Consider the following 13953-nt stretch of genomic DNA (forward strand, 5'->3'; position numbering starts at 1 on the left):
TTTTCTTGGATATGAAATTACATCATTTGCGAAATGCCACTTTGGTAATTGAAACAGAAAAGCATGTCATTTTAGTTGACCCAATGTTAGGTAAAAGAAAAACAATTCCGCCTTTTACTATTTTCAGATACAACCCAAAACGAAACCCTTTGGTAGCTTTGCCAAAAAACAGTCGTGACATTTTAAGTCGAGTTACGCATTGCTTGATTACGCATTTGCATCCCGATCATATCGATAAAGCTGGCGAGGTTTTTTTAAGACGAAAGAGCATTCCCGTTATTTGCAGTTCTAAAGATGAAAAAGCACTTGTTCAAAGAGGATTAAGCGTCATTCAGACTTTAGAACATTGGGAACCACAAAAGTTTCTGGACGGAAAAATTACTGGAATTCCAGCTGTTCACGGTTATGGTTTTATTGCCAAATTGATGGGAAATGTAATGGGATTTCATATTGAATTAGCCGATCAAAAATCTGTTTACATTAGTTCTGATACTGTTTTTACAGAACACGTTGAAAAAGTTCTAACACAATTCAAACCAGATATTTCAGTTGTTGCCTGCGGAACCGCAAGATTAGATATCGGACAACCTTTATTAATGCGAATCGATGATATTTTGAAATTCGTAACACTTGCTCCAGGAAAAGTCCTAGCCAATCATTTAGAAGCTTTAAATCATTGTCCAACAACGAGATTGCAATTAAGAACCGCTCTTTCAGATCACGGACTTTTGAATAAAACTTCTATTCCGAATGATGGTGAATGCATTGAATATTAAAGGACTAACAATCCAAATTCGCGCAAAGTATTTACTGGTTTAGAATACCAAAATAATTCGAAATCTTCTAATGAAGTTTCAAAATCAGTTTTGACTTCTTGAAAAGTATAATTTTTAGAACCCGAAACGGCTATTTTTGATAAAATCGAAACCAACCACTCGCCTTCTCCTTTACTCGTTTGAATATCGAAACTTTCTTTTTTGTCGTGAAAAGTCAGTGACATCATTTCCCAGCTTCTTCCTTTTTTCGATTTTGTAAATGCTGATGCCGAAGGTTTTCCGCCCAACCAAACTACTTTTGCATTTGGTTTCGTATTGAAATCATTTTGTTCCTGTAATGCATCAAAAATAAAATCGGAATGGATTTTTGTTTTCGGAATTTTAAAATCGAACCAATCTTGCAATTCGTAATCAAAACAAATTCCGTGCATGAAATTGAAAAGCGATTTCTTTAATCCAAAACTAAATTTATCGTGATTGATTCCTGTAGAATCAGTGTATTCTATATCATTGTTAGCAAAAGTTCCAATTGCTTCTGTCTTTTTTGTCACGCCAAATTTCTCTGGATACAATCCAACCGGACTGTGAGCCGTCAAAGCAAATTGATGCCAAAATCCAGATTGTAAAACTCCAGCTTCAAACAATTGGCGAACCATTTCTAAACTATCAACCGTTTCTTGAATCGTTTGTGTTGGATATCCGTACATCAAATACGCATGAACCATAATTCCAGCTTCAGTAAAATTTCGAGTCACTTTAGCAACTTGTTCAACCGTAACTCCTTTATCGATTAATTTCAATAATCGATCTGAAGCAACTTCTAAACCTCCTGAAACAGCAATACATCCAGAAGCTTTCAACAACAAACACAAATCTTTAGAAAAACTTTTTTCAAAACGAATATTCGTCCACCAAGTTACTGCTAGTTTTCTTTTTAAAATTTCAAGTGCAACAGCGCGCATTAAAGCTGGCGGTGCGGCTTCATCAACAAAATGGAATCCGTTTTGACCTGTTTTTTCGATCAATTCTTCCATTCGATCGCAAAGTAAACTTGCCGCAACAGGTTCGTAAACTTTTATATAATCTAAAGAAATATCACAGAAAGTACATTTCCCCCAATAACAACCGTGCGCCATGGTCAGTTTGTTCCAACGTCCATCACTCCACATTCGGTGCATCGGATTTACAATTTCGATTACCGAAATATATTTATCCAAAGGTAAATCTGAATAATCTGGAGTTCCTACGTAAGCTTGTTTATAATCGTGTTTTAAAGAATTGTTCTTGTAAACGACTTCTCCATTTTCTAATAAAAAAGTCCTTTTGAAAGAATCAGAATCTGGATTTTCTAAATGAAAAATTAATTCTTCAATTGGAACTTCTCCATCATCCAAAGTAATAAAATCGAAAAACTCAAAAACACGTTTATCAGAAAGCGAACGCAATTCGGTATTTGGAAAACCGCCTCCCATTGAAATTTTAATTTCAGGATGATTTTCTTTTACCCATTGCGCACATCTGAATGCGCTATATAAATTCCCTGGAAAGGGAACAGAAATTAAAAATAAAGTCGGTTTTACAGCTTCAATTTTAGCTTTTAAAAGCGAAATTAAAATCGAATCGATGTAAGTTGGTTCTTGCTGTAAAGCGCCGTACAATTCATCAAAAGAATTAGCGCTTCGTCCTAAACGTTCAGCATATCGGCTAAAGCCAAAATTTTCATCGACACATTCTACAATAAAATCTGAAATATCTTCCAGATACAAAGTCGCCAAATGTTTTGCTTTATCTTGAGTTCCCATCGTTCCAAAAGCCCAATCGAGTTCTTCCAATTGTGCAAAACGAGAAGCTTCTGGCAAAAAATCTTCCTGACAAATCTGCAAAGCCAAAGTTGGATTTTTTCCTTGCAAAAACTGAATTACAGAATCAATCGTTTTAATGTATTCGTCTTGAAGCGCAAAAATACGTTTGCAGTTGTCAGTTGTTGGTTGCTGGTTGTTGGATTGAAATAAGTCAATCAATCCTTTTTTTGAAAACAATTCAAGAATCACATCAATACCTAAATCTGCTTGAACCGATTCGACATTTTTAGTGTTCAGAAAACCTTTTATATACGCCGTTGCCGGATACGGTGTATTCAGTTGTGTAAAAGGTGGCGTAATTACAAAAAGTTTCGTTTTCAAAAGGGAATTATTTTTTTGCAAAAATACGCGTTATTGTGGATTTTTCGGCGAAAAGATTTTTGAAGACTCAATCTATGTCTTTTAAACATAAAAAACCTTAAAGAAATTCATTCTTTAAGGTTTTTTAGATCAATAATCTATATTTTAATTATAAAGTCAATTAAAACTTATGTTCATCTTTGCTAATCACAAAAAATGAAACTAAAGAAATAAGTGCTGCGGCAAGCAAATAGTACCCTACATAGCTCACATCATAGGTTTTGGCCAACCAAATTGCAATCATTGGAGCAAAAGCAGCTCCTAAAATTCCTGCCATATTGAATGTTAATGATGCACCTGAATAACGAACATTTGTTGGAAATAATTCTGATAAAAAAGTTCCCAAAGGTCCGTAAGTAAATCCCATCAGAGACATTCCGATACAAGCAAAAATAGTAACGAAAGTGATATTTCCTTCACTTAAAAAATAAGAAAAGAAAAATCCGAAAACCGCAATCGCTGCAGTTGCCGCAATAAGCATTTTACGACGGCCAATTTTATCTGCCACAACAGCTGAAACTGGAACAAAAATCGCAAAAAACAAAACCGAAAATAATTGTATCAATAGTCCGTCTCTTTTCACAATTCCTAAATCTGAAGTTGCCCAGCTTAAAGTAAATACGGTCATTAAATAGAAAACCAAGAATGTTGTAATAGCGGCAAATGTTCCAAAAATCAACTGATTTTTATACGATTTTACTAATTCTAAAAATGGAACTTTTACTTCTTCTTCATGCTTTTTAGCATTTTCAAATGAAGGTGTTTCCGTAATTTTAGTTCTGATATAAAAACCAACAGCAACTAATAATGAACTTGCAATAAAAGGAATTCTCCAACCATAATTCATAAAATCTTCATTGCTCATAGAATCGGTCAATAATAGGAAAGTTCCACCTGAAAGCAATAATCCGATTGGAGCACCCAATTGCGGAAACATTCCGTACCAAGCACGTTTGTTTGGCGGTGCGTTTTCTATCGCCAATAAAACAGCTCCTCCCCACTCGCCTCCTAGACCAACACCTTGTCCGAATCGGCAAAGCATTAATAATAAAGGCGCTGCTACACCAATACTGGCATAACTTGGCAAGAATCCAATTGTTACTGTCGAGATTCCCATCGTCAATAAAGCGGCAACAAGAGTAAATTTACGTCCGATCTTATCTCCATAATGTCCAAAAAATGCAGAACCTAAAGGACGCGATAAAAAGGCAATTGAAAAAGTTGCTAAAGATTCCAGAGTCGCCATTGTCGAATCTGAACTCGGGAAAAATAATTGAGGAAAAACCAATACGGCTGCATTGGCATAAATATAAAAATCAAAAAACTCGATTGTGGTGCCAATAAGGCTTCCAAAAAGAACGTGTTTTAAAGAGTTCTTTTTATTTGGGTTAGTTTTCATGTAAAACGGATATAACTTTTTTTTTGATTACAAAAATATAGTTTCATTGTTAATAATTCACCTTTAAGAGAATTAGTTTTAAAACACTTCTCATTTTTTAACAAATTCAATGTGTTTTCCATTTAAAAACAACGAATTCTAATTCAGTATAAAAACTTGATTGTAGGCATTTTAAAATAAAAATAAAAAATCAATTCTTAAGCAATTGTTAATAGCGTTTTAAACTATATATTTTCATTAAATTTACAGCTGTCAAAAATAAATTTAAAATTATGCCTACCGACTGTATCAGCTTTCAATCTTCTGGATATTTCTCTAAATTAATGCAAGATTATTTAGATCAAAAACCAGAGTTAAAACCGCTGTACAATAATTTTCCAAGCCTAGAAAATTTCGAAAAACAAATAGCTGAAAAATCGGCTAATTTTGATCATAACAATAGAACTGCATTGGTTGAAACGTTGCAAAAGCAATATCAAAATATTGAAGCTTCAGATTTAACCAAACAAAACATCTCGCTTTTAGCATTAGAAAACACATTTACAGTTACAACTGGACATCAGCTAAATCTGTTTAGCGGACCGCTGTATTTTTTATATAAAATCATTTCTACAATTAATTTAACTAAAGAATTAAAATCGAAATATCCTTCATACAATTTCGTTCCAGTTTATTGGATGGCTACGGAAGATCACGATTTTGAAGAAATTAATTATTTTAATTTTAAAGGAAAAAAAATCCGTTGGAATGCTGAAAGCACAGGGCCTGTCGGAAGACTTTCAACTGAAGGTTTAGAAGATTTGTTTGAAATTTATTCTCAAGAATTAGGTTCAAGCACCAATGCAAATTCGCTCAAAAAGCTTTTTGAAGATGCTTATTTAAAACATTCAACTCTAGCTGATGCGACTCGTTATTTAGCCAATACGCTTTTCGCAAATTACGGCTTATTAATTATAGATGCAGACGATGCTGATTTGAAACGTGCTTTTATTCCGTTTGTGAAAGAAGAACTAGAAAATCAGACTTCGTTTAAAGAAGTTCAAAAATCTATTGAAAAACTTTCTGCTTATACGGTTCAAGTAAATCCGCGTGAGATTAATTTATTTTATATTGAAGATAAACTTCGCGAAAGAATCATTTTTGAAAATGACAAATACTTTGTAAACAACACAAAAATCTCATTTTCAAAAGATGAAATTTTCAAATTACTAGAAAGCAATCCTGAAAAATTCAGCCCGAACGTGATTATGCGTCCGTTGTATCAGGAAATTATTCTTCCAAATCTTTGCTACATTGGCGGAGGCGGAGAAATTGCGTATTGGTTAGAATTAAAAGCTTTCTTTGAAGCCGTAAATATTACTTTCCCAATATTATTAGTCCGAAATTCAGTTCTTTTGGCAACTGAAAAACAAGTTAAAAAAGCCGATAATTTGAATTTAACTTGGAAAGATTTATTCAGCAAATCCGATAATTTGGTTAACGAGATTACGCATAAACTTTCTCCATTTCCAATTGATTTAACTCCTCAAAGAGAAGCGCTTGAAAAACAGTTTGCTTATCTTTTTGAATTAGCAGAAAAGACCGATAAATCTTTTTCTGGAGCAGTTAAAGCACAAGAAGTAAAGCAAAAGAAAGGTCTAGAAAATCTAGAGAAACGTTTATTAAAAGCACAAAAAAGAAAACTGGCAGATCAATTGGAACGCGTTACAGATTTGCAATGTGAATTATTTCCAAATAATAGCCTTCAAGAACGTCAAGCCAATTTTTCTGAATTTTATTTAGAAAAAGGTGAACAATTGATTCCGCTTTTAATTCAAAAATTAAAACCTTTAGAACACAATTTTGACATCATAATAATCTAAAATAATTATCTTTAGAAATTATAAAGTGATGATTTAGGAACAAATAACCAGCACATTTCCTAAATCATTACTCTCTCAAACCAAATAGAATTATATTTTATAACCTATTAACTAACTAACCTAATGGTAAGAGAACGCCTAATTTCGCTTGATGTCTTTCGCGGACTGACAATTCTATTGATGACTATTGTAAACAATCCCGGTGATTGGGGAAATGTTTATCCGCCTCTTTTACACGCTCATTGGAATGGCTGTACACCAACCGATCTTGTATTTCCGTTTTTCATTTTTATAATGGGAGTCGCCGTGCCGCTTGCAATGCCAGACAAAAAGTACGACGAAACCACTTTCAACAAAATCTTGATTCGTTCTTTAAGAATGTTGTGCTTGGGGATTTTCTTTAATTTCTTCGGAAAAATCCAACTTTTCGGATTAGACGGAATTCCACTTTTAATTGGGAGATTAATTATCACTTTTGCAGTTGGGTATGCTTTAATGGGAAATTTCAGCACACGTTTAAAAAACATTTTCGCTTTTAGCATTCTAGCCATTTATCTCATTTTAGCCTACGGCGGATTCGAAAATTATCAAGATGTTCGTCTTCCTGGGGTTTTACAGCGTATTGCAGTCGTATATTTTGTGGTTTCTCTTTTGTACTTGAAAACATCTCGAAAAACTCAAATTATTACAGGAGCTGTTTTACTGTTAGGATATTGGGCAGTTATGACTTTAATTCCTGTTCCTGCGTTTGGAGAAGCTAATTTAGAAAGAGGCACCAATTTAGCCGCATGGGTCGATAGTATTTTCTTAAAAGGCCACATTTATCACGAAACCAACACTTGGGATCCAGAAGGAATTTTAAGCACATTGCCATCAATCGTAAACGGAATTATCGGTTTATTTATCGGGCAAATTTTATTGCTTAATATAACCAAAATTCAAAAAGCCTTTACAATGGGCAGAATTGGTACGGTTCTTATCTTTTTCGGATTAATCTGGGATTTGGTTTTCCCTATAAACAAATCAATTTGGACAAGCAGTTATGTTTTATATACAACAGGATTAGCAACTGTTTGCTTAACAGTTTTATATTACATCATTGACATTAAGGAATACAAAAAAGGCTTTAAATTATTCGTTATTTGGGGAGTAAACCCGATGATAGTCTTCTTCGCTTCACAGATTATTCCGCAAGCTTTGGTAATGATTCGTTTTCAGCATCCATTACTTGCTGGTGAACAGATTAATCTATTAGATTATTTATATCGTTTCGGAATTGCGCCATTTTTCAGTAACCCAATGACAGCTTCTTTAGCAGGCGCATTAATATACGTTGCAATCTGGACATTCATATTATGGATATTCTACAGAAACAAACTCATTTTTAAAGTATAAATTTCTACCATATAAGTAATATAAGTTCATTTAAATAATTACGCAAAAAAGCATCTTTCAAATCTAAAGTGTTTTTCAAGATCACTTATATGGTTTAAAAAAAATATTAGCCTAAAATAATTCAAAAGTGTTTTAATTATGAATTTATTAAAATCAATTCATAAAAAAAGTATACTTTTGCACAAAATTTAATAAAAACACAAAATGGCAACAAATAGAACTTTTACAATGATTAAACCAGATGCTGTTGCAAACGGACACATCGGGAATATCTTAGCAATGATTACTAATGGCGGTTTCAAAATCGTTTCATTAAAATTAACTCAATTAACTGTAGCTGATGCTAAAGCATTTTATGCAGTTCACGCAGAAAGACCTTTCTACGGAGAATTAGTTGAATTCATGTCTCGCGGACCAATTGTTGCTGCAATTTTAGAAAAAGACAACGCAGTAGAAGATTTCAGAACTTTAATTGGTGCTACAAACCCAGCTGAAGCTGCTGAAGGAACTATTCGTAAAGCATACGCTACTTCAATCGGAGAAAATGCAGTTCACGGTTCTGACAGCGACGAAAACGCTGCTATCGAAAGCGCATTCCACTTTGCAGGAAGAGAGCAATTCTAATTTATGATTTTAGAGTTCAGATTTTAGATTACTGACTTAATATCAAAAACAAAAAAATCCATCTGCGTGCAGATGGATTTTTTTTATATGAAAAATCTAAAATCTAAAATCTAAAATCTAAAATCTAAAATCAGCGAAGCACCACATCTTTCACCACCTCACGTCCTAGTTCTTCATTGATCATTTTTACAATCTTATATTTTCCGTGAGTTAATTCTTCACGCAGAACAGAAGAGCCCAATTCTACGTAAAGCGTACTGCCTTTAAGAACAACGTTTCTTGTGTAAGTGTTTACACCACTTCCCATAAGATTTTTCCAAGCATCACGTACATCAATTTGATCCATGCCTGGTTGCAATTTATTCACTTGAATAATCTGCTGTAAAACAGCACTAATCGTACTTTCGTTATTTAGTCTTTTCGCCATCGTTCAGAAGATTTACAGGTCCAGCTTTTTTATAATGATATTCTATTTTTTGTGAGTTCTTAACCGCCAATTTGTCATCAGAAAGTGAAATAATTTCTTCACTCCATTTTGCATACTTCGTTTTATAATCTAAGAAAACCTGCTCTCCAGCAAAACGAACCGAAACATTCTCAAAAGTATCCGTTGTTAAAAACGTTCCGTCAAACTGTGGCATTACCTTCGTTCGAACACCTTTATTATTTTTGATTTCAAAAAAATCAAAAGTCTCATTCATTTTATATTCCTTCTCTTCACCTTTCTCAAAAACCACTTTTTCAATTTCCCAATAGCCATTTAACTTAGCAATATCTGCAGGTTTTACTTCCTGTTTACAGCTCGCAAATAAAAGCGAACAAAACAAAACTATAAAAGTGTTTTTCATAAATAAAGTTATTTAAAATTTATTCTTTTTAATCTGAATGAAGTCGAAGAATTAGGAGCTGGTTCCTGCTGTCCGCTGTATCTTTTGCTTTTTAAAGAAAAAAGCAAAAGGATGCCGCTCCCATCAGGGCTAGGGTTCTCATTTTCAAAAGAAATTTTCTCGGACTACAAAGATAATCTTATAATCATCAAAAGAAATAAAAAATCTCGAACAAAATGAGATTAATAATATTTAAAAAAAATGAGTTTTAAGCAAAAACTTCTTGCTTAAAACTCAATATATTTTCAGAAATAAATTATCGATTCGTTTTTATTCTTTTAATAACTCCTAAAAAGAATAAAATAATTCCAGCCACCAGCAAAATATAGTAAACGGAAAGATTTGCATCTTTCAACAAGTTTGCAAAAACAAAACATACTACACTGGCAAAATAGAACGTAATAGCTGATATATTTTTCATTATCAATTACTTAAAGAAACTATCAACAAATTCATATTTATTGAAGACTTGCAAATCTTCAATTCCTTCGCCAACACCTATATATTTTACAGGAATTTGAAATTGATCTGAAATACCAATTACAACTCCACCTTTTGCAGTTCCGTCCAATTTAGTTACAGCAAGTGAAGTAACTTCAGTCGCCGCTGTAAATTGTTTTGCTTGTTCAAAAGCATTTTGTCCTGTAGAGCCATCCAAAACCAAAAGCACATCGTGAGGAGCATCAGCAACTACTTTCTGCATTACACGTTTTACTTTTGTCAACTCATTCATTAAGTTGATTTTATTATGAAGACGTCCAGCTGTATCAATAATCACAACATCTGCATTTTGAGCTACAGCAGACTGCAACGTATCAAAAGCTACAGAAGCTGGATCGCTTCCCATATTTTGTCTTACAATTGGCACACCTACACGATCCGCCCAAACTTGCAACTGATCAATTGCCGCTGCACGAAATGTATCTGCCGCTCCTAAAACCACTTTATGGCCTGCTTTTTTAAATTGATAAGCCAATTTACCGATCGTTGTAGTTTTCCCAACTCCATTTACCCCAACAACCATTAAAACATAAGGCTTTTTATCTTTCGGAATTTCAAATTCTGTTGCTTCACCTGTATTTGTTTCAGACAATAAAGCACCTATTTCATCGCGAAGAATCTGATTTAGTTCTTCCGTTCCTAGATATTTATCTTCAGCAACACGTTTTTCAATTCTTGAAATAATTTTTAAAGTAGTATCTACTCCCACATCCGAAGCCACAAGAACTTCCTCCAGATTATCTAAAACATCATCATCAACTTTAGATTTCCCTGCAACAGCTTTGCTTAACTTCGAGAAAAAAGTAGTTTTCGTTTTTTCAAGACCTTTGTCTAAAGTCTCTTTTTTTTCGGTAGAGAATAATTTTTTAAAAAAACTCATTTTTGTAGATTATTTAGATTTACTTGATTTCTCGATTTCCAAGCAAGAAATCAAAATCTTTAAAGAAAGCGCAATTGTTTTTCAAAAAAAGGCCAATTGTTACGATTCTTTAAATTTTTAGACAAATATAGGTAATAAAAAAGCTACTTCCGAATGAAAGTAGCTTTTCTATATAATGTAAATGTAATTATTTCTTTTTCAAGAATTCATCAACTTCTTCAGGAGCCATAATAGATTCTACGAATGTATATGCACCAGTTTTAGGAGATTTTACCATTTTAATGGCTTTTGATAATCTCTTAGAAGATGTTTGTAACGATGCTACGGTTTTCTTTGCCATGATTCAAATGTTATTTGAAATTCATTAAATCTTCAAATGAAAAACCATTTGAGATTTAAACAAAATCTCTAATTATTACTTAATTTCTTTGTGAACAGTTACTCTTTTTAAGATTGGATTAAATTTTTTAATCTCTAATCTGTCTGGAGTATTTTTTTTGTTCTTAGTTGTAATATATCTAGAAGTACCAGAAACACCAGAAGTTTTGTGCTCAGTACATTCTAAAATTACTTGGATTCTATTACCTTTCTTTGCCATCTTGCTATATATTTATTTAGGAAAAGATTATTTGATAAATCCTTCTGACTGTGCTTTTTTCAAAACAGCAGTGATTCCATTTTTATTAATTGTTTTTATCGTAGATGCTGCTACTCTAAGAGTAATCCATCTATCTTCTTCTGGAAGATAAAAACGCTTTTTAACTAAGTTTACAGAAAACTTTCTCTTAGTTTTGTTCATAGCGTGAGAAACGTTATTTCCTACCATCGCTCTTTTACCTGTAAGGTCACAAACTCTTGACATTATACTTATCTTTTATCGTTATTCAAAATCAGGGTGCAAAGAAAAGAAAAATAAACCATTGGTGCAAAAAATTATTGCACAATTTTTAAAATTTCTTTCTGTAATATTTCTAAACTCTTAACCGATGCCCTATCTATCACTTTTTCACGCGGTTGTCCGAAGCTAAATTCTTCAACAATTACTTCAGTTGGCGTTGCTAAAGCAATAAAAATAGTGCCGATTTCCGCATCAGAATCTCCTTTCGAAGGTCCCGCATTGCCCGTCGTAGCAAGCGCATAGTCTGTTTTCAGCAAATCTTTAACACTCAAAGCCATAGCCGACGCGACCTCAGCGCTCACAACAGAAAATTCGTCTATTAAATCTTGAGAAATCCCCAAAACATTCACTTTTGCTTCTGTTGCATAAGAGACAACACTTCCTTTAAAATAATTTGACGAACCCGGAATAGCTGATAATAAAGAAGCAATTCTTCCTCCGGTACAACTTTCTGCCGTTGAGATGGTTTTATTTTGTTTAGAAAGCAATTTCCCTATTACTGTTTCTATTGTTTCATTTTCTTCGTAACCGACAATTATATCGTGAATTATCGCATCTAATGATTTAACATTAGATTCTATTGCGTCTTCTAACTCTTCTTTATTGGTTCCTCGGGCGGTTAAACGCAAACGAACTCGTCCTGGATTTGGCAGATAGGCTAATTTTATAAATTCTGGAAGATTATTTTCCCATTGCTCAATACGCTCTGCAACTAAACTTTCTCCCTGACCATAAGTCAAAATCGTTTTATGGATAATATAAGGACGTTTGTATTCGCGAACGATTTTCGGAATTATTTCTTCTTCTACCAAATATTTCATTTCGTAAGGAACTCCCGGAAGCGAAATAAATACCGTATCCTCTTTTTTCATCCACATTCCTGGCGCCGTACCTACTTTATTGTGCAGAACAGTACAAGTTGACGGAACGAGAGCTTGATCTTTGTTTAATTGAGATATTGGCCTTTTGTAAAAACCTTCAATCAATTCTGTCACATGCGCCAAAACTTTTTGATCTACAACTAACTCATCATTAAAGTATTCGCAGAATGTTTTCTTGGTAACATCATCTTTTGTCGGACCTAGTCCACCAGTTACAATTACAACATCTACTGTGTTTTGCAATTGCAAAAAAGTATCTAAAATATGTTTTTTATCATCGCTTATCGATAGCATTTCTACTACCTCAACTCCTATCCTATCAAGTGATTTAGCGATAAAAGCTGAATTTGTGTCAACGATCTGTCCAATTAAGATTTCATCTCCAATTGTAATAATTGCTGCTTTCATATCGTGAAATGTATTTTGCTTACATCAAGCAAGCCAGTAATTTATAAGTAGAAAATTTAAATTTTGTTTTGAAGAAAAATAGTAACAGCTTTTACAAACTATAAGCCGCTTACAAAATTTAAAAATGATTTTGACTTATTCCTTAATTTAAACAAAGTAGGAATAAGTCAAATTTCAAATTAAAGATCAAAGTCTTTTTTTATTTCTTTAATCGCTTCTTTTACTTGTATTTTGATACTTTTAAAAGTTTCGATAATATCTTTTTTCTTGCCTTCAGCTTTTGTCCACGCTTCTACCTGCAAGATTTCTTCAAAAGCCACATTTAATCCCATTAAATCTAATGTTGGCTTTATTTTGTGTGCGTACGAATAGGCATATTTATGATCTTTCTTTTTTATTCCTTCTTTGATTTGTTTCAAATCTTCTGGTACTTCTGTAACAAATAAAGTTAAAATCTGATTTACAAATTCAGGATCGTTATCTGAAAGCGCATAGACTTTCGAAAGGTTGTATTTTAAAGCCATTATTTTACTTGTATTCTGAATAATTTTTTATCTTCTAAAAAGCCTTCTAAAACATCATTTGGTTTTACAGCTGCAACGCCAGCCGGCGTTCCTGTAAAAATAATATCTCCAATTTTTAATGTAAAAAACTGAGACACATGAGATATTAATTCATCTATATTCCAAAGCATCATACTCGAGTTTCCTTTTTGAACTGTTTCTGAATTGCTTCTTAATTCAAAATTAAGATTTTCCATAGAAACAAAATCAGTTTTTGGTAAAAAATCACCAATAACCGCCGAACCGTCAAATGCCTTGGCTTTTTCCCACGGAAGTCCTTTTTCTTTTAATTTGCTTTGAAGATCTCGTGCTGTAAAATCGATTCCGACACTAATTTCATCGTAGTATTTATGAGCAAATTTTGGCTCAATATACTTTCCAACTTTATTAATCTTTACGATTATTTCGACTTCATGATGAACATCTTCGGAAAATTCTGGAATAACAAACGGATGCTGTTTCAACAAAACCGCAGAATCAGGTTTCATAAAAACAACTGGCTCACTTGGGCGTTCGTTTTTCAATTCTTCTATATGATTGGCATAATTCCTGCCGACACAGATAATTTTCATTCTATTAGTTTTCAGTCACAGTTTTCAGTCACAGTCCACAAAACAATTAAACAGTCTCAACTTAAACTGAATACTGCCACTGCGA

16 protein-coding genes are annotated in these 13953 nt (G+C 33.2%); 4 read left to right on the plus strand and 12 right to left on the minus strand.

Features of this window, described 5'->3' with window-relative positions:
• The first annotated feature begins 11 nt into the window (after positions 1 to 11).
• Entirely contained in the window at positions 12 to 776 is a 765-nt protein-coding gene (locus QLQ96_RS23140; protein ID WP_482493492.1) for an MBL fold metallo-hydrolase, read from the plus strand.
• Here the strand turns inward: QLQ96_RS23140 and QLQ96_RS23145 are convergent.
• Positions 773 to 2959: a B12-binding domain-containing radical SAM protein gene (locus tag QLQ96_RS23145; RefSeq protein ID WP_482493494.1), complete on the minus strand. Its 2187-nt coding sequence runs from the start codon at positions 2957 to 2959 to the stop codon at positions 773 to 775. The two genes, QLQ96_RS23140 and QLQ96_RS23145, sit on opposite strands and share 4 nt — an antisense overlap.
• Positions 2960 to 3119: 160 nt before the next feature.
• Positions 3120 to 4397, minus strand: coding sequence for an MFS transporter (locus QLQ96_RS23150; protein ID WP_482493496.1), 1278 nt, complete (start codon positions 4395 to 4397; stop codon positions 3120 to 3122).
• A gap of 272 nt (positions 4398 to 4669) precedes the next feature.
• Here QLQ96_RS23150 and bshC point away from each other — a divergent pair, with 272 nt between their 5' ends.
• The 3 genes from bshC to QLQ96_RS23165 all read left to right on the plus strand — a co-directional run bounded on the left by bshC (position 4670) and on the right by QLQ96_RS23165 (position 8278).
• The gene (bshC, locus tag QLQ96_RS23155) at positions 4670 to 6259 is read left to right on the plus strand and encodes a bacillithiol biosynthesis cysteine-adding enzyme BshC (protein WP_482493498.1); all 1590 of its coding nucleotides are present in this window, start codon (positions 4670 to 4672) and stop codon (positions 6257 to 6259) included.
• 123 nt (positions 6260 to 6382) lie between these two features.
• Positions 6383 to 7654: an acyltransferase family protein gene (locus QLQ96_RS23160; protein ID WP_482493500.1), complete on the plus strand. Its 1272-nt coding sequence runs from the start codon at positions 6383 to 6385 to the stop codon at positions 7652 to 7654.
• A gap of 204 nt (positions 7655 to 7858) precedes the next feature.
• Positions 7859 to 8278: a nucleoside-diphosphate kinase gene (locus QLQ96_RS23165; RefSeq protein WP_012026941.1), complete on the plus strand. Its 420-nt coding sequence runs from the start codon at positions 7859 to 7861 to the stop codon at positions 8276 to 8278.
• A 130-nt stretch (positions 8279 to 8408) separates the two neighbouring features.
• On the opposite strand, the gene QLQ96_RS23170 is transcribed toward QLQ96_RS23165, so the two are convergent.
• From QLQ96_RS23170 to QLQ96_RS23215, 10 genes are all read right to left on the minus strand, one after another.
• Complete coding sequence (locus tag QLQ96_RS23170; protein ID WP_095931056.1) at positions 8409 to 8705, minus strand: DciA family protein; 297 nt, start codon at positions 8703 to 8705, stop codon at positions 8409 to 8411.
• Positions 8686 to 9126 (minus strand): lipocalin family protein, encoded by a 441-nt coding sequence (locus QLQ96_RS23175; RefSeq protein ID WP_482493503.1) that lies wholly within the window; start codon positions 9124 to 9126, stop codon positions 8686 to 8688. The genes QLQ96_RS23170 and QLQ96_RS23175 overlap by 20 nt, the downstream gene beginning before the upstream one ends.
• Before the next feature lie 295 nt (positions 9127 to 9421).
• Positions 9422 to 9586, minus strand: coding sequence for a hypothetical protein (locus QLQ96_RS23180; RefSeq protein WP_482493505.1), 165 nt, complete (start codon positions 9584 to 9586; stop codon positions 9422 to 9424).
• 6 nt (positions 9587 to 9592) lie between these two features.
• On the minus strand, positions 9593 to 10546 hold the full coding sequence (ftsY, locus tag QLQ96_RS23185) for a signal recognition particle-docking protein FtsY (protein WP_482493507.1): 954 nt from the start codon (positions 10544 to 10546) through the stop codon (positions 9593 to 9595).
• Positions 10547 to 10733: 187 nt separating this feature from the next.
• A complete protein-coding gene (locus tag QLQ96_RS23190; RefSeq protein ID WP_008468081.1) occupies positions 10734 to 10886 on the minus strand; it encodes a DUF4295 domain-containing protein in 153 nt (50 codons plus the stop codon).
• Between the two features lie 75 nt (positions 10887 to 10961).
• Complete coding sequence (rpmG, locus tag QLQ96_RS23195) at positions 10962 to 11144, minus strand: 50S ribosomal protein L33 (RefSeq protein WP_047778459.1); 183 nt, start codon at positions 11142 to 11144, stop codon at positions 10962 to 10964.
• A gap of 27 nt (positions 11145 to 11171) precedes the next feature.
• A complete protein-coding gene (rpmB, locus tag QLQ96_RS23200; RefSeq protein WP_008468080.1) occupies positions 11172 to 11408 on the minus strand; it encodes a 50S ribosomal protein L28 in 237 nt (78 codons plus the stop codon).
• A gap of 71 nt (positions 11409 to 11479) precedes the next feature.
• Positions 11480 to 12733 carry a CinA family nicotinamide mononucleotide deamidase-related protein gene (locus tag QLQ96_RS23205; RefSeq protein ID WP_482493510.1) on the minus strand — a complete coding sequence of 418 codons (1254 nt, stop codon included), beginning with the start codon at positions 12731 to 12733 and terminating at the stop codon, positions 11480 to 11482.
• Positions 12734 to 12912: 179 nt separating this feature from the next.
• On the minus strand, positions 12913 to 13257 hold the full coding sequence (locus tag QLQ96_RS23210; RefSeq protein ID WP_184159882.1) for an Hpt domain-containing protein: 345 nt from the start codon (positions 13255 to 13257) through the stop codon (positions 12913 to 12915).
• On the minus strand, positions 13257 to 13868 hold the full coding sequence (locus QLQ96_RS23215; protein WP_482493513.1) for a fumarylacetoacetate hydrolase family protein: 612 nt from the start codon (positions 13866 to 13868) through the stop codon (positions 13257 to 13259). The genes QLQ96_RS23210 and QLQ96_RS23215 overlap by 1 nt, the downstream gene beginning before the upstream one ends.
• Between the last annotated feature and the right edge of the window lie 85 nt (positions 13869 to 13953).

Source organism: Flavobacterium sp. B167r, assembly GCF_056824315.1.